Here is a 21,923-nt window from a genome sequence, read left to right on the forward strand (position 1 = left end):
CCTGCACCGGCCTCTTCGCGGGTAAACCCGCTCCCACAGGTATTGCGCTGTCCTCAAGGGCTGTGAAACTCCTGTGGGAGCGGGTTCACCCGCGAAGAGGCCAGCACAGGCAATACAAATCCTTCAGAAATCGCTGGTTATTTTTTCACCAACACCTTAGCTTAACGATTTGCAACATATGTTCGAGCGAGGTGTGTGATGTCGATGGAAGTGTGGTTGGGCTTCTTTGCCGCCTGTTGGGTGATCAGCCTTTCACCCGGTGCCGGGGCGATTGCCTCGATGTCCAGCGGCCTGCAATACGGCTTCTGGCGTGGTTACTGGAACGCCCTGGGCCTGCAACTGGGCCTGATCATGCAAATCGCCATCATTGCCGCCGGCGTCGGTGCCGTCCTGGCCGCCTCGGCCACGGCCTTCCAGGTCATCAAATGGTTCGGTGTCGCCTACCTCATCTACCTGGCCTACAAGCAGTGGCGTGCCCTGCCCATGGACATGAGCGATGAATCCGCCGTGCGCCCGATCGGTAAACCGCTGAGCCTGGTGTTCCGTGGCTTCCTGGTCAACGTCAGCAACCCGAAGGCGCTGGTGTTCATGCTGGCGGTGCTGCCGCAGTTCATCAACCCGCATCAACCGCTGTTACCACAGTATGTGGCGATCACCGTGACCATGGTCACCGTGGATATGCTGGTGATGGCGGGGTACACCGGATTGGCTGCGCGGGTGTTGCGCTTGCTGCGTACGCCCAAGCAGCAGAAGCGTTTGAACCGGACGTTTGCCGGGTTGTTCATTGGTGCTGCTACCTTCCTGGCGACTCTGCGCCGCGCGCCAGTCTGACAGATCGTATGTAGGCCATTCGCGGGCTTGCCCGCGAATGGGCCACCTCTATTTCTGCTTGTCCACCATCCCCTTGAGCAAATCCACCGGCAGCGGAAACACGATGGTCGAGCTCTTGTCCCCGGCAATCGCCCCCAGCGTCTGCATGTAGCGCAACTGCATCGCCCCCGGCTCCTTGCTCAGCATCTGCGCCGCCTGCATCAGCTTTTCCGACGCCTGCAACTCACCCTCGGCATGGATCACCTTGGCCCGTCGTTCACGCTCGGCCTCGGCCTGGCGGGCAATGGCGCGCACCATCGATTCGTTGAGGTCGACGTGCTTGATCTCCACGTTGGCCACCTTGATGCCCCAGGCATCGGTCTGTGCATCCAGCACCTGGCGAATGTCCGAGTTCAGCTGCTCGCGTTCGGCCAGCAGTTCATCCAGTTCGTGCTTGCCGAGCACCGCACGCAGTGTGGTCTGGGCCAACTGGCTGGTTGCCACGAGAAAGTCCTCGACCTGAATGATCGCCTTCTGCGGATCAAGCACGCGGAAGTACAGCACGGCGTTGACCTTGACCGAGACGTTGTCGCGGGTGATCACATCCTGCGGCGGTACATCCAGCACCACGGTGCGCAGGTCGACCCGAACCATTTGCTGGATCACCGGGATCAACAGGATCAGCCCCGGCCCCTTCACCTGCCAGAAGCGCCCCAGCTGGAATACCACGCCGCGCTCGTATTCGCGCAGGATGCGGAACGCCGACAGCAACAGCATCGCCAGCACGATCAGCACCGCGCCGAAGCCCAATTGCATGAACATGGTCATTCTCCTTGCGCCGCGGGCGCGGCGGCGCTCACTTCCAGCATGACGCCATGGCGCGCGGTCACCCGCACGTTCTGGCCCGCTTGCAGTGGCGTTGCACACTGCGCCTGCCATTGCTCGCCCTGGGCCAGCACAAAGCCACAGAACGGGTTGCCTGCCATGACCTGGGTGACGGTGACCAGGCTGCCGACCAGACCGGCGTCACCGCTGACCAGCGCCCGTCGACGGGCCTTGAGGGCCATGCCCAGCACACCGCCGATCAGCAGCGCCGAGAACACCGCGAGGGTGCCGATCAGGGCCAGCGGGATGCCGAAACCGGGGGCATCGGTATCGATCAGGATCAGCGCGCCGACCACGAAGGCGACGATACCGCCGAAACCGACCACACCGAAACTGGGCAGGAAGGCTTCGGCGATCATGAAGGCGATGCCGAGCAATATCAGCGCCACCCCGGCGAAACTCACCGGCAACAACTGCAGGGCATATAGCGCCAGTAACAGACAGATGCCGCCCACCACACCCCCTACCGTCGAGCCGGGGTTCATGAACTCGAACAGCAGGCCGTACACGCCGATCATGATCAGGATCAGCGCCACGCTGGGGTTGGTGATGACCGCCAGCACGCGCGTGCGCCAGTCCGGCAGGTGCTCGACCAGGATGGCGCCGGCGGTCTGCAGCTGCTGGGGCTGGCCAGCGACAGTGAGCGTTTTGCCATCGAGCTTGCGCAGCAGGTCGGGCAGGTCGTCGGCCACCTGGTCGATCACGTCAAGCCGCAGGGCCTCGCTGGCGGACAGGCTGACCGCCTCGCGCACGGCCTTTTCCGCCCAGTCGGCATTGCGCCCGCGCAGCTGCGCCAGGCCACGAATGTAGGCCGCCGCATCGTTGACCTGCTTGCGCGCGAGGGTTTCGTTATCGCTGCCTTTGGCCTTGTCGTCCTTGGGCGTGCCTGGCGGGGCGCCGATCTGCACGGGCGTGGCGGCACCCAGGTTGGTACCGGGTGCCATGGCTGCAATATGGCTGGCGTAGAGGATATAAGTGCCGGCGCTGGCGGCGCGGGCCCCGCTGGGGGCGACGAAGGTGGCGACCGGCACGGGGCTGGCGAGAATCGCCTTGATCATCTGGCGCATGGCGCTGTCCAGCCCGCCCGGGGTGTCCATGCGGATAACCACCAGTTGTGCGCCCTGTGCCTGTGCCTGGCCGAGGCTGCGTACCAGGTAGTCGGCGCTGGCCGGGCCGATGGCGTCATCGATGCCCAGCACCCAGACTGCACCGGGCGCTGCCAGGCCGCCTGGCGTAATGCCAAGCAGCAACACCAGCAACAGCCAGCGCCAGCAGCGGGCGATCACCTGTCGTCACCTCGTTTGCCTCTATTGCACAAGTTTAGCCCTGCCTGCTGGTACCCGGCCTAAAATTGGAAATTGGGGGGCGAAACCGGAGGTGCATCATGCGTATGGCAAAGACCCTGCAGGATCGCCTGGACAAGGCCAACTGCGACTACGACATCATTCCCCATCCACATTCGGCTACCAGCCTGGAGTCGGCCCGTACGGCCGGCGTACCCGCCGAGCGGGTCGCCAAGTCGGTGATGCTCGATGACCGTCATGGCAACTACATCATGGCCGTGCTACCGGCCAACCGGCATCTGGACATGACCAAGGTGCGCATGTCCGGGGCCTGGCAACTGACCCGTGAAAGCGGCCTGCCGAGCCTGTTCGGCGACTGCGAGCGCGGTGCCGTACCGGCCCTTGGCGATGCCTACCAGATAAAAATGCTGGTCGACCCGAGCCTGACCCGTCAGGGCGATGTCTACCTGGAAGCGGGTGACCACGATCACCTGATCCACATGAGCATGGAGCAGTACATGAAACTGGTGCCGCACGCCGAAGTGCGCGAGCTGTGCTGATGTTTTCACACCAATGCCGGGCGGGCGTCGTGGACGGCTTGCCTGGCTCTCAGGAGGAACCATGGAAGCGCCGATCCATCCGTTTGCCGAGCTGTTCAAACAACTGGGCCTGCCTGACGATGCGGTAAGCATCGATCAGTTCATCGCCAGCCACTCGCCACTTAAGAACGACATCAAGCTGGTGGATGCGCCGTTCTGGAACGCTTCCCAGCGCGAGTTTCTCAAGGACAGCATCAACGAGGACGCCGACTGGGCGGAGCCGTTCGATCAACTCAACGAAGCGTTGCGTCGCCCTCGAAAATAAAGCGCCGAGTGGCACCTGACGAGTGATTGGCCGTTGCTATGCTCAGGAAAACAAGAGGGGATAGCGCGATGAAAGATCCCTACGCACCAGGGTTCTGGTGCTCCGTGACGATCCTGGGCACCCTGACGGCCAGTTATTTCTATGGCATCAGGCAGACGCAACAGATGACCCAGGCGGTGCATTTCCTGTATGCCGCTGCCGCTGTCACTGTGGCGGTTGCACTGGTGGCGCTGGCCTGGATTGCCTGGCAGCAGCTGCACCTGAACAAGCGCGAAGTGGTGCAGGGGCGAACGTTGCTGACCATCTGGAACACCAAAGTCGCGCTGCGCCGCGTCGAGACGGTGTTCGACCGCTATTTCTGGGGCAGCTACTGGCATTCGGGGCGTACCTTCGAAGAGGTCATGGGCGAGCTCAAGGGCACGCCGCTGGAGCAGAGCCTGGATGCCCTGAAACGCCAGTGCCGCTTGCTCGACCGCGAAATTCATGACCACCATCACCATTGGCTGGCCAATGCCCGCGACCTGTCCAGCGTTGCCCAGGCTATGGCCCGTGAACGCTACCAACTGGATCTGGGCGAGCCAACCCGCAGCGGCCATGGCAATACCGCCGTGCTCAACCGGGACCTGGAAGTGCTGGTGTATACCTGGTCGGCGCGCCTGCGCAGTTTCGACCATCAGCTGGACGAGCTGGAGCGCGCCTACCATTGAGGCGTTTCATTCACCGCGGATGTATTGCTCCAGTTGCAGGATCAGGCTGGCCTGTTCGGCGATGGTTTCCTTGACCAGGTCGCCGATCGACAGCAGGCCGAGCAGCTCGCCATTGCTGACCACCGGCAGGTGGCGCAGATGGCGATTGGTCATCAGGTTCATGCAGTACTCGAGGTTCTGCTTTGGTTCCACGGTGACCACCGGCGCACTCATGATTTCGCGCACGGGGGTAGCGGCGGATGAGCGCCCCTTGAGCACCAGTTTGCGCGCATAGTCCCGTTCACTGACGATACCCACCACCTGGTTGCCCTCGACCACGGGCAGCGCACCGACGTTTTTCTCCGCCAGCAGCTTCAGGGCGTCGAGTACCGAGTCATCCGGGCCGATGGTGTACACGGTCTGGTGCTGGGACTTGGTCTTGAGGATCTGTTCGACGGTCTTCATACGGGCCTCTGCGGATGGAAAAAGCGATGTCTCGGAGTAAATAAAGCATCCGGCACGGCGCTCTGCACGGCAATGCAGGAAACGGCATCGAGTCGATTGAAAAACGTCATGACTGATCGCCTGTGCCGGCCTCTTCGCGGCTAAAGCCGCTCCCACATCGAAACCTGTGCGATCCCTGTGGGAGCGGCTTTAGCCGCGAAGAGGCCGGTACAGCCAATCAGAGCTTCGGCATCTGCCCGATCCGCGCCACCATTTCGCTCACCACCTGCAAGTCCAGCATGAACTGTTCCACGGTCTTGAACTCGTTGTCGTTGTGCCCGGTGTACTTCACATCCGGCATGGCCAGGCCGAACTGCACGCCGTTGGGCAGGTCATGTACCGAGGTCGCACCCGCCGAGGTACCGAACTCGTGCTTCATGCCCAGGTTCTCGGTCGCCACGTCAAGCAAGGCCTTGACCCATTCGCCCTCGGGGTTGCGGTACATCGGCTCGTCCAGGCTGTAGTCGAAGGCCACCGAGGTGTGGCTTTGCCGGGTCCATTTGCCCAGCTTGTCGGCCAGTTCGTCCTTGATCGTGGCAATCGGCTTGCCTTTCGGAATGCGCAGGTTCACCGCCAGTTTCAGGCCTTTCTCATCCACTCCGACAAAGGTCAGCGAAGCGGTCAGCGGGCCCATGAACGGGTCCTTGAAGGCCACGCCGAGCTTGTTGCCCAGGTAGTCCAGGCCCCAGTTGTCGGCGGCGTAGCGGGCGGCGTCGGTGAAGTGGTTGTGCTTGAGCGGCACCTGCTGACCCAGGCCGTTGATGAAACCGAGCATGCGCGCCACCGGGTTGACCCCCGACTCCGGCTCCGAAGAGTGGGCGGAAACGCCGGTCACGGTGAGCAACACCTGTTTGCCCTCGGCCTTGGCAGCGATGCTGAAGTCACCGCCATTGCGCTTCACGTAATCTGCGCCGGCCTTTTCCAGCTGGCTGGCCAGCTTCGCCGGGTTGTCGGTGACCAGGGTCGCGACCGAGGTGGTCGGGATCTGGTTGGTGGCCAGGCCGCCGGTCAGGTTGACGATCTCGGCGCCCTTGCCACTGGCCTGGCGCTTGCTGAAACTCGCCATGATCGTGCCGTAGCCTTTCTCGGCGATGACCACCGGGTAGCCGCCATCGAGGGCCAGGTTGTAGTCGGGCGTGGGGTTGCGCTCGAAGTAGTAGGGGATGGCATCACCGCTGGTTTCTTCAGTGGTGTCGATCAGCAGCTTGAACTGGCGGGCCAGCGGCAGGTTCTCGTCCTTGGCCACTTTCAGTGCGTACATCGCCACGACGATGCCGTTCTTGTCGTCTTCGGTGCCACGGCCGTACATGCGGTCGCCGACCAAGGTGACCTTGAACGGGTCCAGGCGCGTGCCATCGGCCAGCTTCCAGTTGTCCGGGTTGACCGGCACCACGTCGGCGTGGGCATGGATGCCGACCACTTCCTTGCCGCTGCCCAGTGAAATCTCGTAGACCCGGTTGTCGATATTGCGGAAAGCCAGGCCGAAGCTGTCGGCCAGGGCCTTGATCTTGTCGGCGATCCTGAGGAATTCGGGGTTCTCGTGCTGCGGCGTGCCTTCGACGTTGAAGGTGGGGATGGCCACCAGTTCACGCAGGGTTTCGCTGGCAGCCTTGCCGTACTTGATGCGGGTATACAGGCCGAGCAGGCGGTTGATCTCGTTCTGCTGCTCGGCGGCCAATGGCTTGCCGGCCAGGTAGGCATCCAGGGTTGCAGCGAGGTTGTCGGCCTTGGCCAGGTCGCTGCCTTTGAGCTTGCCGAGGAACTGCTTGAAGTCGCTTGGGTCGCTGCCGTCGAAGGCTTTTACGATGGCTGCGGACTGCTGCTGGGTAAGGTTGGCCTGTGCCGGCTGGGTGAGCAGGCCGATGCTGGCCAGCAGCAGGGTTGTGGCTGTAAGTTTTTTCAGGTGCATGGTTGTGCGCATTCCTTCGCCAATCATTGTTGTGGGTTACCCGTCGGGAAACGGGAAGACGCCCACGCTAACACCAATGACCGGTGGTACGGGAGTGCCAGAAACGCGACATGTCGCACAAACGAAAAAGCCCCGGGCACAGGCCCAGGGCTTTTTGATATGGCGCACTCGGCGGGATTCGAACCCACGACCCCTGCCTTCGGAGGGCAGTACTCTATCCAGCTGAGCTACGAGTGCAACGCGCACGCATGATACCCATCTGATCCGATGGCGTCCATCGCCTTGATCTGTAGCCGTTTTTACCTGCCGACCGAGTTGGCCATGCCGTTCGGTTCAAAGTGCGATCAGCTCTGGCCGCAGGCCTTCCACCCGGCGCGCTGGCAACGGCAAGTAGCCCCCGTCGCCGGTAATCTGGTGCAGCACCTTCTCGCGCAGCCCGTGCAGTGCCACGCCCGTACGCAACCGTGGGTGTGGCAGATCGATCTCGATGACCGACTTGATCCTGCCAGGACGTGGCTCCAGCACCACAACCCGATCAGCCAGATATGTCGCCTCCTCGGCATCGTGGGTCACCAGCAACGTTGTGATACCTGCCCGTTCGCGAATGGCCAGCAGCTCGTCCTGCAGTTGCTGGCGGGTCAGTGCATCCAGCGCGCCGAACGGCTCGTCGAGCAGCAGGATCCGCGGGCTGGCTACCAGGCCTCGGGCAATCGCCACGCGCTGGGCCATGCCGCCGGACAGCTGGTGTGGGTAGGCCGACTCGAAGCCGACCAGCCCCACGAGTTGCACGAACTCGTGTACCCGCCGCGCGCGTTCACCCTGGGTTAGCGGTTCGTTGACCAGGCCCAGGGCAATGTTCTGTTCCACGCTCAGCCAGGGGAATAGCCGGTGTTCCTGAAACACGATGCCGCGTTCGCTACCAATGCCGCTGACAGTGTGGCCGTCGACACGGATGTTGCCGCTGTAGTCGGTATCCAGCCCTACCAGCAGGCGCAACAGGGTGGACTTGCCACAGCCGGAAGCGCCGACGATGGCGATGAATTCGCCTTGGTTGATCGACAGGTTGAAGTTGCGGATGGCTTCCAGCGGCTGGCCATCGACGCTGAACACTTTGCCGACCCCCTCGAAGCTGACCAGGGGTGGGGTGGCATCGGGCTGGTTGGCCGCGTGCAGGTGCGAGGTGTTGAAGGCGTTCATGCGGTTCTCCAGCGCGTGGCGCGTGATTCGAGGCGTTGTCCAAGGGTGCCGAGCAGGGCGCCGACCAGGCCGATCAACAGCATGGCGGCCATTACCTGGTCCATGCGGAACAGTTGCTGGGCGCCGATCATCAGGCTGGCGATGCCGCCGTCCGAGGGCATGAAGTATTCGGCGCCGATGGTGCCCAGCCAGGCGTAGATCAGCGACAGGCGCAGGCCCGCAAAAATGGCCGGGGCTGCGCCGGGCAGCACCAGCAGGCGCAGGCGTTGCCACAGGTTCAGGCGCAGGGTGCGCGCGGCTTCACCCAGCTGCGGCGAGAGGCTGGCGATGCCGCGCTGGGTGGCGATCAGCAAGGGGAAGAACGCAGCCATGCCGACGAATACCTGCTTGGCCCCTTCCCCAAGGCCGAACCAGGCCGTGAGCAGCGGCACCCAGGCAAACAGCGCCACCTGACGCAATGCCGACAGGCTGGGCCCGAAGATACGTTCGGCATTGGCCGAAAGCCCCAACAGCAAACCGACCAGCAGGCCAGCGCTACCGCCCAGCAGCAAGCCGGCCAAAGTGCGCTGCAGGCTCAGCAGCAAGGCTTGCGGCAGCGAACCATCGGCCAGGCCGGTCAGCAGAGTACGCAACACTTCAAGTGGCGAGGTCAGGATGTTGCTGTCGACCCAGCCAAAGCTGCTGCTGGCCTGCCACAGGGCCAACAGTGCCAGTGGCAGCAGCAGGCTTTGCCAACCCCGCGGCACGGGGCCACGGTGCTGCTCCCCTGTGGCCGCTTGCGGCCAGTACAGCAGGCGCTTTTCCAGGGCCGAGAAGCCGTGCTCCAGCAGTGCGCCGACCAGGCCGATCACCAGGATGCACAGCAGCACCAGGTCGAGCATGAACAGCTGTCGTCCCCAGACCATCAGGTAGCCAATCCCTTCGCTGGAGGCCAGCAGTTCGACCGCCAGTAGTGAGGTCCAGCCGGTGGCCAGGGCCAGGCGTACGCCGGTGAGGAAGGCGGGCAGGGCAGCCGGCAGCAGCAGGCGCAGGAACAGTAGATGGCGAGGCAGGCGCAGCACCGCAGCGGCCTCTCGCAGCTTGGGCTGGGCATCCCGTACACCGACCAGCGTGTGCAAGGTAACGGGGACCACCACGGCTTTCACCAGCACCACCAGCTTGAGCAACTCGCCGATCCCGAAGAACAGCATGAACAACGGGATCCAGGCCAGGGTAGGAATCTGTGCCAGTGCCACGAAGGTCGGCAGCACCAGCGTCTGCGCCCGCCGCGAAGCACCCAGCCAGACGCCCAGCAGCAACCCGCTGCCGATGCCGACCGCCAGCCCCCAGAACAACCGCTGCAAGCTTATCCACAGGTGCCCCCACAGCTCGCCGGAACCAAACTCCACCGCGCTCTGCCATACCAATGCTGGCGCCGGCAGAATCTGCTCGCTCATCCAGTGCTCCCGGCTGGCCACTACCCACAGCAGCGCAACCAGCACAGGCAAGACCCAGGGCAACAAGCGGGCGCGATCCTTGTGGGAGCGGCCTTGCGTCGCGAAAGGGTCGCGTAGCGACCCCCGGAGCCATCCCCGACCTCTGCTCAGAATTCCATTCATCGGCCATCTCTCGAAGCGTTGTTAGATTATTCATTTAGGGAATTAAAAATTCCAAAAAATGACTTTCAAGAGATAAGAGCATGCGCTTCATGCATACGGAAGCCTCTCGCCGTTGCGTTTTCCTCATATTTTCCATGCATTTTCCGCAAGCCAGCCGCAGGCCCGCATGCCGCCTGATTTATGCCTTCCAGTTACTGAAGAATGAAGTTTTGATCTTTGTAGGTTCTAACCAGACCTGCCTAGCTTCTGGCCAAAGCGCCGGCCATCGCCGGTGGCAGCCTGCCAAGGAGCCTTGCCATGAAAACCCCGCTGCGCCACCTGATCACCGCCCTCGGGCTGGCCTTCACCCTCAGCGCCCACGCGGCTGAACCGGCCAAGCCCGCAAGCATCCGCATCGCCGTGCCCGACCTCAGCGCGGGCAGCAAGCCCAGCGCCGGTGGCGTGGTCGACGTGCTGCGTGACCAGCAACTGCTGGAGAAGGAGTTCGCCAAGGACGGCATTCGCATCGACTGGCACTTCTTCAAGGGCGCCGGGCCGGTGGTGAACGAAGCGTTGGCCAACGGCCAGGCCGATTTCGCCTACCTCGGCGACCTGGCCGCCATCGTCGGCAAGGCCAACGGCCTGGACACCCGCGTGCTGTCGGCGGGCGTACGTGGGGTGAAGAGCTACCTGGGCGTGGTGCCCGGTTCCGGCATCAAGACCCTGCACGACCTCAAGGGCAAGCGCGTGGCGGTGTTCCGTGGCACCGCCAACCAGCTGTCGTTCGCCAGCGCCCTGGCCAGCCAGGGGCTTAGCGAGCGCGAGCTGAAGGTGATCAACCTGGACTTCAACGCCGCCAATGCCGCACTGGCCGCCAAGCAGATCGACGCCACCTGGGGGCTGTCCAACCTGCTGTCGCTACGCGAGCGCGGGCTGGTAGAGCTGCCGGTCAACTCACGTGACCTGGCAGGTGCCGGCAGTACCCAGGCGGTGCTGTTGGGTACTGGCGATTTCATCCGCAAATACCCCGAGCTGGTACAGCGCCTGGTCAATGCCCAGCAACAGGCCAGCGCCTGGCTGCGCGACGAACACAACCGCGAGGCCTACGTCGAACTGGTGGCCAGTAATGCCAACTGGCCGCGCAGCATCCTCAGCGACGACCTGGCCACGGAAGACCTGGCCCATTACTTCGATCCACGGCTGGACGCCGAATTCGTCGGCCAGTTGCAACAGGGCGTGGACCTGGCCGCCAAGGAGCGCCTGATCCGCCGTGGCTTCCAGGTGGCCGACTGGATCGAACCCCGCTTCCTCGATGCCGCCCTGCAACAGAATCAGGCCGTGCAGGCCGCCCGCTGAATCCCAAAGCCCCGACAATGACCGCAAGGACACGACCATGAGCAACGCTGCCCTGGCCTCCGCGCCACAAACCCTCGAACTCGACATTCACCCTGTTGCCGGCCGTATCGGCGCCGAAATTCGCGGGGTGCAATTGTCCGCCGACCTTGATGCCGCCACCCTCGATGCCATCCAGGCCGCGCTGGTGAAGCACAAGGTGATCTTCTTCCGTGGCCAGACCCACCTGGATGACCAAAGCCAGGAAGCCTTCGCCAAGCTGCTCGGCGAGCCGGTCGCCCACCCCACCGTGCCGGTGGTCGACGGCACCAGTTACCTGTTGCAGCTCGATGGCGCCGAAGGCCAGCGGGCCAACTCCTGGCACACCGACGTGACCTTCGTCGATGCCTACCCCAAGGCCTCGATCCTGCGCAGCGTGGTGGCGCCGGCATCCGGTGGCGACACTGTGTGGGCCAACACCGCCACGGCGTACCAGGAGCTGCCCGAGCCGCTGCGCGAGCTGGCCGACAAACTGTGGGCGGTGCACAGCAACGAATACGACTACGCCAGCGCGAAGCCCGACGTGGACGCGGCCAAGCTGGAGCGCTATCGCAAAGTGTTCACCTCCACGGTGTACGAGACCGAGCACCCGGTGGTGCGCGTGCACCCGATCAGTGGCGAGCGGGTGCTGCAGCTGGGGCACTTCGTGAAGCGCATCAAAGGTTATTCGCTGGCGGATTCACAACACCTGTTCGCGGTGCTGCAAGGGCATGTGACGCGGTTGGAGAACACGGTTCGCTGGCGCTGGCAGGCGGGGGACGTGGCAATCTGGGATAACCGCGCGACGCAGCATTATGCGGTGGATGATTACGGCACCCAGCCACGTGTGGTGCGGCGGGTGACCCTGGCTGGTGAAGTGCCGGTCGGGGTGGATGGCCAGTTGAGCCGGACAACCCGCAAAGGTTGAGGGATGTAGAAGACCCTGTGGGAGCGGGTTTACCCGCGAATGCGTCAATGAATTCGCCATCGTATTCGCGGGTAAACCCGCTCCCACAGGGGTGCCCCGTCGGTCACACCTCGGTATCGCAGGCAATCAACTGCCTGACCAGCCCCTGAGCCAACGGCGATAGCCCATACCCCACCCGGCTCACCACCCCATAGCGGGTGTAGAACGCTTCCTCCTGCTCCACCGTCAGGTCGGCCAGCTGCAATGCCACCAATCCCCCGTCACGCTGATACGGCCGCAAATTGGCATTGCAGGCAATGCCGATGGTGTCCGAATGCATCACCACATTCAGCAATGCATAGCCATGCTCGCACTCCACCGTCGGCAGAAAATCCTGCCGCCCGCTGAGGTCGCTGAGGATCTTGCGGATGTTCGGCGGGCGGAAGGTAGTGGCCAGGGGGTAGTCGAATAAGTCACGCGCCCGCACGCTTTCGCGCTCGGTCAACGGGTGCCCGACGCGGCAGCAGAAATGCCAGCGCTGCGGCGCCAGCTTGTGCACCTGGTAGTCCGGGTCGGACTCGAACTGACGGGTGTCTGCGACGAAGAACTCGATCTCCTCGGCAACCAGCTTGCGGTTCAGCGCCTGCCAGTTATCCACCTGGAAGCAGGTACGCGCCGCGGGGTATTCGGCGACGAAGCGTGCCACCGCCCGCGGTACCAGCCCCCCGGCCGGCGCCGGCCCGGAACCGAAGCGCACCACGCCGGTGGTGGCGCCATTGAACTGGTGAATCTCGTTGACCAGGTTGTGCGCGCCATGCACCAGCCGCCGCGAATGCTCCAGCACCAGCAAGCCCTGGCGGGTTGGCGCCAGCTCCTTGCTGGCGCGGTCCACCAGGCGGCAGCCGATGTTGTGCTCGAGGGTCTGGATGCTGCGGCTGAACGCTGATTGCGACAGGTTCACCGCCGCCGCCGCAGCAACGAAGCTGCGGTGCTCGACAAGGGCAATGTAGTGGCGCAGCTGACGGAGATCGATATGCATTTTTTACATTGAAACTTTCGGTCGAATGCAATTGCTGACAAGGGTTAGCCCCCTTATAAAGGGAGTCACTTATTCCACAAAATATGAATTACAAATATTTATATCGCCTAAAAGAATATAAGCCCGACTGACCGCGATTCGGTTCCGCCAACGGAAATGCTCGCCAGGGCCCATGCCTCAAGGAGCATTTGCATGTCCGGAGTTTCCCGTTGGCCTGCGCGCGCGTCGCGTTTCACCTTGCAACCCTTGGCTGCCGGCGTACTGCTGGCGGCGTCCTCTGCCAGCTTCGCCGAAGAGCCGGTCAGTGCCACCCCGGCGGTGGAGCAGGAAGCCAAGCTCGGCACTGTCACGGTCAACGCCCGCCGCCGCGAAGAAACCGCGCAAAGCGTGCCCACGCCGATCAGCGTGCTCGACAGCGAAACCCTGGAAAGCCAGCGCATCTACCGCGTGCAGGACCTGCAGCAACTGGTGCCCAGCACCAACGTCGCTTACGTTCATGCCCGCCAGTCGAGCATCTCGATCCGTGGTCTGGGCAACAACCCGGCCAGCGATGGCCTGGAAGGCAGCGTCGGCATCTACCTGGACAACGTCTACCTCGGCCGCCCCGGCATGGCGGTGTTCGACCTGCTGGATGTGGAGCAACTGGAAGTGCTGCGCGGCCCGCAAGGCACGCTGTTCGGCAAGAACACCACCGCCGGCGTGCTCAACATCACCACGCGCAAGCCCACCTTCCACCGCGAGGGCAGCATCCAGCAGTCGATTGGTGAAGACGGCTACCTGCAAACCCAAGGCAGCTTCTCGGGGCCGATCAGCGACACGCTGGCCGGGCGCATCAGCGCTTATCGCACCGAGGACGACGGCTATGTGAAGAACGTCCACAACGGCGACGACCTCAACGGCGGCAAGCGCCAGGGCTTTCGTACCCAGCTGCTGTTCAAGCCGAGCGAAACCTTCAACCTGCGCTGGATCGGCGAATACAACGAAGAAGATTCCGACAATGGCATCCTCAGCCTGTACAGCACCGGGCCGACCATCAATGGCGTCAACCGCTACGAAAGCCTGGCCGCCCAGGCTGGCGCGACGCTGGTGTCGGGCAAGCACCGCAAGGTCAACTTCGACGCCGACCAGCAAGTGACGGTGTTCCAGGGCGGTACCTCGGTGGAGGCCAACTGGACCTTGCCCAACGACTTCACCCTGACCTCGATCACCGCCTACCGCTGGTGGGACTTCACCCCGCGCAACGATGACGGCCTCAACGTGCCGGTGTTCTACAGCGCCGGGGTATCGGTGCGCGACAAGCAGTATTCCCAGGAGATCCGTTTGGCCTCACCCACCGGTGGTGCCTTCGACTACGTGCTGGGCGCGTACTACTTCAAGCAGGACCTGGACAACAAATCCTTCACGTTCTACGGGCCGCAGGCGGACATCTGGAACCTCACCCCGGCCGGTGCCCTGGCCAACGTCGACACCATCGGCAACGGCCATATCGATACCGACAGCTATGCCCTGTTTGCCCAGGGTACCTGGCACCTCACCGACCGTCTGGACTTCACCGCCGGCATTCGCGGCACCTACGAAGAAAAGAGCGCCTGGGTGACCCGCGATGCACCAACCGGTGGCGCAGCAGTAACCGGGGCCGCCGCAGCAGCGCGCCAGGGCCGGGTAGGGGCCTACGACTCAGGTGATCTCAACCAGTACAGCTTCAGCCCCTCCGGCCTGCTGGGCCTGAGCTACCGCTTCAACGAGCAGTTGCTGGGCTACGCCACCCTGACCCACGGCGAGAAGTCTGGCGGTATCAACCTTACCGTTGGCGCTGCGCCACGGCTGGGCACCGACTCGCTGCTGGTCGGCACCGAGCGGGTCAACAACGCCGAAGTCGGCTTGAAAAGCTCGCTGTTCGACGACCGCCTGCAACTCAATACCAACCTGTTCTGGGCCGAAGTGCATGGCTACCAGGCCAACGTCTACGACCAGATCAACCGCGTGCAGTACCTGGCCAACGCCGGCAGCGTGCGCTCGCGTGGCCTGGAGTTCGAAGCCACGGCGCTGCCGGTGCGCGGCCTCACGGTCAACTTCAACGGCTCGTGGAACGACGTGCGTTACACAGACTACAAGGACGCCCCGTGCCCGCCTGAAGTGAGCCTGGCCAATGCCACTGCCACCTGCGACCTGTCCGGCCACCAGGTGGTCGGTGCCTCCAAGTACATCGCCAACCTGAACACCCAGTACAAGTGGCAGGCCAGCGAGCACATCGAACCCTATGTCACCGCCAGCTACGCCTTCCGCTCGAAGGCGGTGGGCACCATCGACGATTCCGATTTCGGCCAGATCCCCAGCTACGCGCTGGTCAACCTTTCCGCCGGTGTGCGCCTGGACCAGGGCGACGGCGTGGTCGACCTGTCGCTGTGGGTGAAGAACGCCGGTGACAAGACCTACTTCACCAGCCTGTGGAACTCCGCCAACGGTGGCTATGCCGGCGTGCTTGGCACCCCGCGCACTTTCGGCGCCACCGCCCGTTACGACTTCTGAGCACAAGGAGCTTTGCCATGAATGCCAAGACCGAAACCCCTGCATTGCCTGAAGGCGCCTGCCTGACCGCCAAGGTCCCCGAGCGTGACGAGGCGCTGCTCGGCGACGTGGTAGTCAACCCGTATCGCCTGGCGCCGCTGACCGCGATCATTCGCGACGGTGGGCGCAGCCTGAGTGCCGCGCACGTACGCGTGCTGGGGCGGGGCGAGCGCGGTGTGGATATTGCCTACGAGGTGTCCGACCGCTCGTTGTGGACCTACGGCGGTATCCCGGTATTCGGCCTGTACCCGGATCACGTCAACCAGGTGGAAGTGACCTACAAGTTCGACGGCGAGCGTATCCGCGAGCAGTACCAGATCTACGCACCAGCGGTGCGCCTGCCGGTGGTGGCCAGGCAGACCGCCGCCTTGCCTGAGGTGCAGCCAGTCAAGGTAGCGCCAGGTTTTGAAAAGCGCCTGTACCTGTTCAACCACCTGCAGGGGGACATCCCGGGCGGTCGTGCCTTCAAGTGGAATGCCCAGGGCGGTGCGGCGGAATGGGACCAGGTGGGCAACAACTGGATCGCCGACAGCAATGGCGACGTGCGCTGGTACCTGGACATCGAGCAGATCCACGACTCCAACCGCCGTGATGGCCTGGGTGGCACCATGGGCTTCCAGCAGACCCGCGACGGCAAGCTGATCTGGGGGCAGGGCCAGACCTATTCCAAGTACGACCTGCTGGGCCGGCGCATCTGGCAACGCACGCTGCCCGACAAGTTTGCCGATTTCTCCCATGAAATCCGCGAGACCGCCAATGGCACCTACCTGCTGCGGGTGGGCACCAGCGACTATCGCCGGCCCGACGGCAAGCGCGTGCGCTCGATCCGCGACCACATCATCGAGGTCAACGAGGCCGGTGATGTGCTGGACTTCTGGGACCTCAACCAGATCCTCGACCCGTACCGTGGCGACCTGCTGGAAACCTTGGGCAAGGCAGCCATCCAGTTGCCGCCCGGGGTGCAGAAACAGGACGAACGGCTGGCCAACGAACTGGCCGAGGGCGACTTGCCCTTTGGTGACACTCCGGGGGTGGGCACCGGGCGTAACTGGGCACACGTCAATGCCATCGACTACGACGCTGATGACGACAGCATCATCGTTTCAGCACGGCATCAGGGCGTGGTGAAGATAGGCCGCGACAAGCAGGTGAAGTGGATTCTCGCCTCGCCCCAAGGCTGGCCTGAGCGTCTGCGCAAGAAAGTACTGACGCCGGTGGCGAGCGAAAGCTTCGACTGGTCGTGGACCCAGCATACCGCCTGGCTGACCGGCAAAGGCACGCTGACCGTGTTCGACAACGGCTGGGGCCGCGACTTTGCGCCAACCAGGCTGACCGGCAACTACAGCAGGGCGGTGGAGTACCGTATCGACGAGGCCAAGGGCACGGTCGAGCAGGTATGGGAATACGGCAAGGAGCGCGGCGACGAGTGGTACAGCCCGGTGACCTCGGTGGTGGCCTACCGGCCGGAGACCGACACCCAGTTCATCTACTCGGCGTCGGTGAACTTCCTGACCCCGGAGAAACTGACCACCACCGTGCTCAACGAGGTGCGGCGCGGGACCCAGGAGGTGCTGGTGGAGCTGAAGGTGCACAGCCGACAGCCGGGCAGTGTGGGTTACCGCGCCTTGGTGATCGACCTGGCCAAGGCCTTCTGATCCGCCCCTTCCGGGAGGGCCGTCGGTCCTCCCATCACATTTCCTTCAGCGCGTTCGTCTAACCTGTACTGGCCTCTTCGCAGGCACGCCCGCTCCCACAGGTACTGCACCGAGTTCGAAACCGGTGGGGTACTTGTGGGAGCGGGCGTGCCCGCGAAGAGGCCCGTTGCCATTATGCAAATGATGAAATTTCCGCCAGGGTGTTCAACCATTCGTTCTTTTTTTCGAACAGCCTATTGTCCAACACCCCAGCAGCCGCTTAGCATTCGTTTGAGATTTCAAACGCTCGATGCCCTGCCTTGGGCGCTTTTCAACAATCAACAATTCGGGAAGCCGACATGCAGCTCAAAGACGCTCAGTTGTTCCGCCAGCAAGCCTACATCAATGGTGAGTGGCTGGATGCGGACAACGGCCAGACCATCAAGGTCACCAACCCGGCCACTGGTGAAGTCATCGGTACCGTGCCGAAGATGGGCACCGCGGAAACCCGCCGCGCCATCGAAGCCGCCGACAAGGCCCTGCCGGCCTGGCGTGCCCTGACCGCCAAGGAGCGTTCGGCCAAGCTGCGTCGCTGGTTCGAACTGATGATCGAGAACCAGGACGACCTGGCTCGCCTGATGACCACCGAACAAGGCAAGCCGCTGGCCGAAGCCAAGGGCGAAATCGCCTACGCCGCTTCGTTCATCGAGTGGTTCGCCGAAGAAGCCAAGCGCGTCTACGGTGACACCATCCCGGGCCACCAGCCAGACAAGCGCCTGATCGTCATCAAGCAGCCAATCGGCGTTACCGCGGCCATCACCCCGTGGAACTTCCCGGCCGCCATGATCACCCGTAAAGCCGGCCCGGCCCTGGCCGCTGGCTGCACCATGGTGCTCAAGCCTGCCTCGCAGACCCCATACTCCGCCCTGGCCCTGGTCGAACTGGCCCACCGTGCCGGCATCCCGGCTGGCGTGCTGAGCGTGGTTACCGGCAGCGCTGGCGAAGTTGGCGGTGAACTGACCGGCAACTCCCTGGTTCGCAAGCTGTCCTTCACCGGCTCGACCGAAATCGGTCGCCAGCTGATGGAAGAATGCGCCAAGGACATCAAGAAGGTTTCCCTGGAGCTGGGTGGCAACGCCCCGTTCATCGTGTTCGACGACGCCGATCTGGACAAGGCGGTCGAGGGCGCGATCATCTCCAAGTACCGCAACAACGGTCAGACCTGCGTCTGCGCCAACCGTATCTACGTGCAGGACGGCGTCTACGACGCGTTCGCCCAGAAGCTGGCTGCCGCGGTTGCCAAGCTGAAGATCGGTAACGGCCTGGAAGAAGGCACCACCACTGGCCCGCTGATCGACGGCAAGGCTGTCGCCAAGGTCCAGGAGCACATCGAAGACGCCGTTGGCAAAGGCGCCAAGGTCCTGTCCGGTGGCAAGATCATCGAAGGCAACTTCTTCGAGCCGACCATTCTGGTCGACGTACCGAAGACCGCTGCCGTCGCCAAGGAAGAGACCTTCGGCCCGCTGGCGCCGCTGTTCCGCTTCAAGGACGAGGCCGAAGTCATCGCCATGTCCAACGACACCGAGTTCGGCCTGGCCTCGTACTTCTACGCCCGCGACATGAGCCGTGTGTTCCGTGTTGCCGAAGCCCTGGAATACGGCATGGTGGGTATCAACACCGGCCTGATTTCCAACGAAGTAGCACCGTTCGGTGGCATCAAGGCTTCGGGCCTGGGCCGCGAAGGTTCCAAGTACGGTATCGAGGACTACCTCGAAATCAAATACCTGTGCATCAGCGTCTGATCGCACGGTAACGGCTTTACCTCTGCCAGCGGGGCGCGAGAGCGACGTCTCGCTGGCCTTTTTTACATCGCAGTACCTGGTGGCCAGGGCGTTCACGGCAGTCGATCAACGAATACTGTTCGCGAGCACTCCCAGCCACCCCCGAATAAAAGCGCCACTCCAGACCGGCGCAATGAGGGCATTATGAGCAAGACCAACGAATCCTTGATGCAACGTCGTGTCGCCGCCGTCCCACGTGGCGTTGGCCAGATCCACCCGATCTTCGTCGATACCGCGAAGAACTCGACCGTGATCGACGTTGAAGGCCGCGAACTGATCGACTTCGCCGGCGGCATCGCAGTACTGAACACCGGCCACCTGCACCCGAAAGTGGTTGCGGCCGTGCAAGAGCAGCTGACCAAGGTCAGCCACACCTGCTTCCAGGTGCTGGCCTACGAACCCTATGTAGAGCTGTGCGAAAAGATCAACAAGCTGGTCCCTGGCAACTTCGACAAGAAGACCCTGCTGGTCACCACCGGCTCCGAAGCCGTTGAAAACGCCGTCAAGATCGCCCGTGCCGCCACTGGCCGCGCTGGCGTCATCGCCTTCACCGGCGGCTACCACGGCCGTACCATGATGACCCTGGGCCTGACCGGCAAGGTCGTGCCGTACTCCGCTGGCATGGGCCTGATGCCAGGTGGCATCTTCCGCGCCCTGTTCCCGAGCGAACTGCACGGCATCAGCGTTGACGACGCCATCGCCTCGGTCGAGCGCATCTTCAAGAACGACGCCGAGCCGCGCGACATCGCCGCGATCATCCTCGAGCCGGTACAAGGCGAAGGCGGCTTCCTGCCAGCGCCGAAAGAGCTGATGCAGCGCCTGCGCGCCCTGTGCGACCAGCACGGCATCCTGCTGATCGCCGACGAAGTACAGACCGGCGCTGGCCGTACTGGCACCTTCTTCGCCATGGAACAGATGGGCGTTGCGCCTGACCTGACCACCTTCGCCAAATCCATCGCTGGCGGCTTCCCGCTGGCCGGTGTGTGCGGCAAGGCCGAGTACATGGACGCCATCGCTCCGGGCGGCCTGGGCGGCACCTACGCCGGTTCGCCGATCGCTTGCGCCGCGGCCCTGGCCGTGATCGAAGTGTTCGAAGAAGAGAAACTGCTGGACCGCAGCAAAGCTGTGGGTGAGCGCCTGACCACTGGCCTGCGCGAAATCCAGAAGAAGTACCCGATCATCGGTGACGTCCGTGGTCTGGGCTCGATGGTCGCTGTCGAAGTCTTCGAGAAAGGCACTCACACCCCGAACGCTGCTGCTGTTGGCCAGGTTGTCGCCAAGGCTCGCGAGAAGGGCCTGATCCTGCTGTCCTGCGGCACCTACGGCAACGTCCTGCGTATTCTGGTTCCGCTGACCGCTGAAGACGCACTGCTGGACAAAGGCCTGGCTATCATCGAAGAGTGCTTCGCTGAAATCGCCTGATGTGATGTGCTTCAGAAAAAACCCGCTTCGGCGGGTTTTTTTTGTGCCCAGACATCCCACCTGGCGCTATCGTTGTGGCAGGACTCGCTTAGGAAGCTGCGACGGACTGCGTGTCAGGGAATTTCAGGAGTTGGCGATGAGCGCTGCAAACCCCACCCCACCAAGCGTGCTGATTGTCGAAGGCGACCCCTGGGTACGTGACATGCTCAGCGAAATGCTGCTCAGCGTGCGCTGTGATGCCCGCCTGCAGGTCTGCGCCGACGGTTCGCAGGCGCTCAGTGCCTTGTCCAGCAAACCCGACCTGATCATCGCCGCCCGCGAGCTGCCCGGCGTCGATGGCCTCGACCTGCTGCGCAAGGTGCGCGCCAAAGGCTCGGGTTTGCCGTTCATCCTCATGAGCAACCGCAGTGACAGCGCCAGTGTGCGCGAGGCGCTGCCCCTGCACCCCACGGCCTACCTGAGCAAGCCGCTTGACCTGGATAACCTGCGCAAGCGTCTGGAAGAGCTGCTGCTGGCGGTTGGCGAAGAGATCGCTTGCCCGGCACCGGCCTTGCAACCAGGCGCCAGCCTGCCGGCCTATCTGGAACAGCGCCGAGCCAGCGCCGATGGTGGGCCGCTGCTGGCCGATGTGCAGGTGGCGATCAAGCGCGCGCTCAACCCCCACGGCCTGAACCTGAGGGTGCTCGAAGAGGAAGTGCAGGAGGACCCGCAGATCACCGCCATCCTGATCGCTGCGGCCAACAGCGCAGCGCTGCACCGCGAAGTACCGGTGCAGACGTTGTTGCAGGCCCTGAACAAGCTTGGCAGCACCCAGAGCATGAACCTGATCCTGGGCATGACCCTCAAGCGCAGCGCACGCCTCAGCGACCCGCTGCTGGCCGAGCATGCGGCCCGTTACTGGGACCTTTCGCTGCACGCTGCCGAATATGGGCGGACCTTGGCGCGCATGCTTGAACTGGATGAGGGGCGTTGCTACTGCGCAGGACTGCTGCATTGCCTGGGCGACCTGGCGGTGCTGCGCTGCTTGCAGGAATGGCGACTGGCCGGGGGCGAACTGGATGAGGACCAGGTTCAGCTGTCGCTCAACGAGTTTGGCGCTGCGTTTGGCTCGGCGTTGCGTACGCGTTGGCGGCTACCGCTGGGATTGCGCGAGTTGATCGCGGCGATCTACCAGTTGGGCGGCGGGGTTTACTCGCGGGAGATCCTGGCCATGAACCTGGCCGGGCAGCTGTCGCGGCTGCCGGCTGGGCAGGGGCTGGAGAAGGTGGCCAGCAGCAAGACCGCGCGCCTGCTCAAGCTTGGCCTGCCGGAGCTGAGCCGGTTGCGTAAGGTGGAGAACCCGGAGGTGAAGCCGCAGGAAGAGCCGCCGGTAGCCGAGGCCGAGGTTTCCAGCTGAGATCCAGGGGCTGCTTTGCAGCCCTTTCGC

Annotated in this window: 18 protein-coding genes and 1 tRNA gene; 11 read left to right on the forward strand and 8 right to left on the reverse strand. The window is 63.4% G+C overall.

Translation table 11 applies throughout. From position 1 onward, the window contains the following. Positions 1-198 precede the first annotated feature (198 nt). Positions 199-831: a LysE family transporter gene (locus tag MKK04_RS00830; protein WP_207833073.1), complete on the forward strand. Its 633-nt coding sequence runs from the start codon at positions 199-201 to the stop codon at positions 829-831. Positions 832-879: 48 nt separating this feature from the next. Here MKK04_RS00830 and MKK04_RS00835 read toward each other — a convergent pair whose 3' ends face one another. Together MKK04_RS00835 and MKK04_RS00840 are read right to left on the reverse strand one after the other, a co-directional pair. Further along, positions 880-1,632 (reverse strand): slipin family protein, encoded by a 753-nt coding sequence (locus tag MKK04_RS00835; protein WP_063914403.1) that lies wholly within the window; start codon positions 1,630-1,632, stop codon positions 880-882. 2 nt (positions 1,633-1,634) lie between these two features. Then, a complete protein-coding gene (locus MKK04_RS00840; protein ID WP_207833074.1) occupies positions 1,635-2,981 on the reverse strand; it encodes an NfeD family protein in 1,347 nt (448 codons plus the stop codon). Between the two features lie 98 nt (positions 2,982-3,079). Between MKK04_RS00840 and MKK04_RS00845 the strand changes: the two genes are divergently transcribed. From MKK04_RS00845 to MKK04_RS00855, 3 genes are all read left to right on the forward strand, one after another. After that, a complete protein-coding gene (locus MKK04_RS00845) occupies positions 3,080-3,538 on the forward strand; it encodes an aminoacyl-tRNA deacylase (RefSeq protein ID WP_015268554.1) in 459 nt (152 codons plus the stop codon). A gap of 61 nt (positions 3,539-3,599) precedes the next feature. Beyond that, positions 3,600-3,842, forward strand: coding sequence for a DUF2789 domain-containing protein (locus tag MKK04_RS00850; protein WP_063914405.1), 243 nt, complete (start codon positions 3,600-3,602; stop codon positions 3,840-3,842). Between the two features lie 68 nt (positions 3,843-3,910). Then, positions 3,911-4,549 (forward strand): NADH:ubiquinone oxidoreductase subunit N, encoded by a 639-nt coding sequence (locus tag MKK04_RS00855; protein WP_207833076.1) that lies wholly within the window; start codon positions 3,911-3,913, stop codon positions 4,547-4,549. Positions 4,550-4,555: 6 nt separating this feature from the next. On the opposite strand, the gene MKK04_RS00860 is transcribed toward MKK04_RS00855, so the two are convergent. The 5 genes from MKK04_RS00860 to MKK04_RS00880 all read right to left on the reverse strand — a co-directional run bounded on the left by MKK04_RS00860 (position 4,556) and on the right by MKK04_RS00880 (position 9,736). Further along, on the reverse strand, positions 4,556-4,993 hold the full coding sequence (locus MKK04_RS00860) for a CBS domain-containing protein (RefSeq protein ID WP_063914407.1): 438 nt from the start codon (positions 4,991-4,993) through the stop codon (positions 4,556-4,558). Positions 4,994-5,210: 217 nt separating this feature from the next. Continuing rightward, positions 5,211-6,941 carry a dipeptidase gene (locus MKK04_RS00865; protein ID WP_241106154.1) on the reverse strand — a complete coding sequence of 577 codons (1,731 nt, stop codon included), beginning with the start codon at positions 6,939-6,941 and terminating at the stop codon, positions 5,211-5,213. A 160-nt stretch (positions 6,942-7,101) separates the two neighbouring features. Continuing rightward, positions 7,102-7,178: transfer RNA gene (locus MKK04_RS00870), tRNA-Arg, on the reverse strand. A gap of 96 nt (positions 7,179-7,274) precedes the next feature. After that, positions 7,275-8,138, reverse strand: coding sequence for an ABC transporter ATP-binding protein (locus MKK04_RS00875; protein WP_207833080.1), 864 nt, complete (start codon positions 8,136-8,138; stop codon positions 7,275-7,277). Further along, a complete protein-coding gene (locus MKK04_RS00880; RefSeq protein WP_272493163.1) occupies positions 8,135-9,736 on the reverse strand; it encodes an ABC transporter permease in 1,602 nt (533 codons plus the stop codon). The genes MKK04_RS00875 and MKK04_RS00880 overlap by 4 nt, the downstream gene beginning before the upstream one ends. A 297-nt stretch (positions 9,737-10,033) precedes the next feature. On the opposite strand from MKK04_RS00880, the gene MKK04_RS00885 reads away from it, so the two are divergent. Next, positions 10,034-11,071, forward strand: coding sequence for an ABC transporter substrate-binding protein (locus MKK04_RS00885; protein WP_207833082.1), 1,038 nt, complete (start codon positions 10,034-10,036; stop codon positions 11,069-11,071). A gap of 37 nt (positions 11,072-11,108) precedes the next feature. Beyond that, the gene (locus MKK04_RS00890; protein ID WP_233688047.1) at positions 11,109-12,014 is read left to right on the forward strand and encodes a TauD/TfdA dioxygenase family protein; all 906 of its coding nucleotides are present in this window, start codon (positions 11,109-11,111) and stop codon (positions 12,012-12,014) included. Positions 12,015-12,117: 103 nt separating this feature from the next. On the opposite strand, the gene MKK04_RS00895 is transcribed toward MKK04_RS00890, so the two are convergent. Further along, entirely contained in the window at positions 12,118-13,032 is a 915-nt protein-coding gene (locus MKK04_RS00895) for a LysR family transcriptional regulator (protein WP_196183392.1), read from the reverse strand. A 156-nt stretch (positions 13,033-13,188) separates the two neighbouring features. Here MKK04_RS00895 and MKK04_RS00900 point away from each other — a divergent pair, with 156 nt between their 5' ends. The 5 genes from MKK04_RS00900 to MKK04_RS00920 all read left to right on the forward strand — a co-directional run bounded on the left by MKK04_RS00900 (position 13,189) and on the right by MKK04_RS00920 (position 21,893). Then, complete coding sequence (locus MKK04_RS00900) at positions 13,189-15,561, forward strand: TonB-dependent receptor (RefSeq protein ID WP_442964549.1); 2,373 nt, start codon at positions 13,189-13,191, stop codon at positions 15,559-15,561. A 17-nt stretch (positions 15,562-15,578) separates the two neighbouring features. Then, positions 15,579-17,255, forward strand: a complete 1,677-nt coding sequence (locus tag MKK04_RS00905) for an aryl-sulfate sulfotransferase (protein ID WP_241106156.1) — start codon at positions 15,579-15,581, stop codon at positions 17,253-17,255. 338 nt (positions 17,256-17,593) lie between these two features. After that, entirely contained in the window at positions 17,594-19,036 is a 1,443-nt protein-coding gene (gene gabD / locus MKK04_RS00910) for an NADP-dependent succinate-semialdehyde dehydrogenase (RefSeq protein ID WP_015268576.1), read from the forward strand. 183 nt (positions 19,037-19,219) lie between these two features. Beyond that, positions 19,220-20,497 (forward strand): 4-aminobutyrate--2-oxoglutarate transaminase, encoded by a 1,278-nt coding sequence (gene gabT, locus MKK04_RS00915; RefSeq protein ID WP_063914434.1) that lies wholly within the window; start codon positions 19,220-19,222, stop codon positions 20,495-20,497. A 136-nt stretch (positions 20,498-20,633) separates the two neighbouring features. After that, positions 20,634-21,893, forward strand: a complete 1,260-nt coding sequence (locus tag MKK04_RS00920) for a response regulator (RefSeq protein ID WP_241106157.1) — start codon at positions 20,634-20,636, stop codon at positions 21,891-21,893. Positions 21,894-21,923 lie beyond the last annotated feature (30 nt).

Origin of the sequence: Pseudomonas sp. LS.1a, assembly GCF_022533585.1 — a bacterium.
Taxonomy (GTDB): domain Bacteria; phylum Pseudomonadota; class Gammaproteobacteria; order Pseudomonadales; family Pseudomonadaceae; genus Aquipseudomonas.

Excerpts from the sequence above, each read along its gene's own strand:
- MKK04_RS00830 (WP_207833073.1), top strand. The coding sequence starts at position 199 with ATGTCGATGGAAGTGTGGTTGGGCTTCTTTGCCGCCTGTTGGGTGATC.
- MKK04_RS00835 (WP_063914403.1), bottom strand. The coding sequence starts at position 1,632 with ATGTTCATGCAATTGGGCTTCGGCGCGGTGCTGATCGTGCTGGCGATG.
- MKK04_RS00845 (WP_015268554.1), top strand. The coding sequence starts at position 3,080 with ATGCGTATGGCAAAGACCCTGCAGGATCGCCTGGACAAGGCCAACTGC.
- MKK04_RS00850 (WP_063914405.1), top strand. The coding sequence starts at position 3,600 with ATGGAAGCGCCGATCCATCCGTTTGCCGAGCTGTTCAAACAACTGGGC.
- MKK04_RS00855 (WP_207833076.1), top strand. The coding sequence starts at position 3,911 with ATGAAAGATCCCTACGCACCAGGGTTCTGGTGCTCCGTGACGATCCTG.
- MKK04_RS00860 (WP_063914407.1), bottom strand. The coding sequence starts at position 4,993 with ATGAAGACCGTCGAACAGATCCTCAAGACCAAGTCCCAGCACCAGACC.
- MKK04_RS00865 (WP_241106154.1), bottom strand. The coding sequence starts at position 6,941 with ATGCACCTGAAAAAACTTACAGCCACAACCCTGCTGCTGGCCAGCATC.
- MKK04_RS00875 (WP_207833080.1), bottom strand. The coding sequence starts at position 8,138 with ATGAACGCCTTCAACACCTCGCACCTGCACGCGGCCAACCAGCCCGAT.
- MKK04_RS00880 (WP_272493163.1), bottom strand. The coding sequence starts at position 9,736 with ATGAATGGAATTCTGAGCAGAGGTCGGGGATGGCTCCGGGGGTCGCTA.
- MKK04_RS00885 (WP_207833082.1), top strand. The coding sequence starts at position 10,034 with ATGAAAACCCCGCTGCGCCACCTGATCACCGCCCTCGGGCTGGCCTTC.
- MKK04_RS00890 (WP_233688047.1), top strand. The coding sequence starts at position 11,109 with ATGAGCAACGCTGCCCTGGCCTCCGCGCCACAAACCCTCGAACTCGAC.
- MKK04_RS00895 (WP_196183392.1), bottom strand. The coding sequence starts at position 13,032 with ATGCATATCGATCTCCGTCAGCTGCGCCACTACATTGCCCTTGTCGAG.
- MKK04_RS00900 (WP_442964549.1), top strand. The coding sequence starts at position 13,189 with ATGCTCGCCAGGGCCCATGCCTCAAGGAGCATTTGCATGTCCGGAGTT.
- MKK04_RS00905 (WP_241106156.1), top strand. The coding sequence starts at position 15,579 with ATGAATGCCAAGACCGAAACCCCTGCATTGCCTGAAGGCGCCTGCCTG.
- gabD (WP_015268576.1), top strand. The coding sequence starts at position 17,594 with ATGCAGCTCAAAGACGCTCAGTTGTTCCGCCAGCAAGCCTACATCAAT.
- gabT (WP_063914434.1), top strand. The coding sequence starts at position 19,220 with ATGAGCAAGACCAACGAATCCTTGATGCAACGTCGTGTCGCCGCCGTC.
- MKK04_RS00920 (WP_241106157.1), top strand. The coding sequence starts at position 20,634 with ATGAGCGCTGCAAACCCCACCCCACCAAGCGTGCTGATTGTCGAAGGC.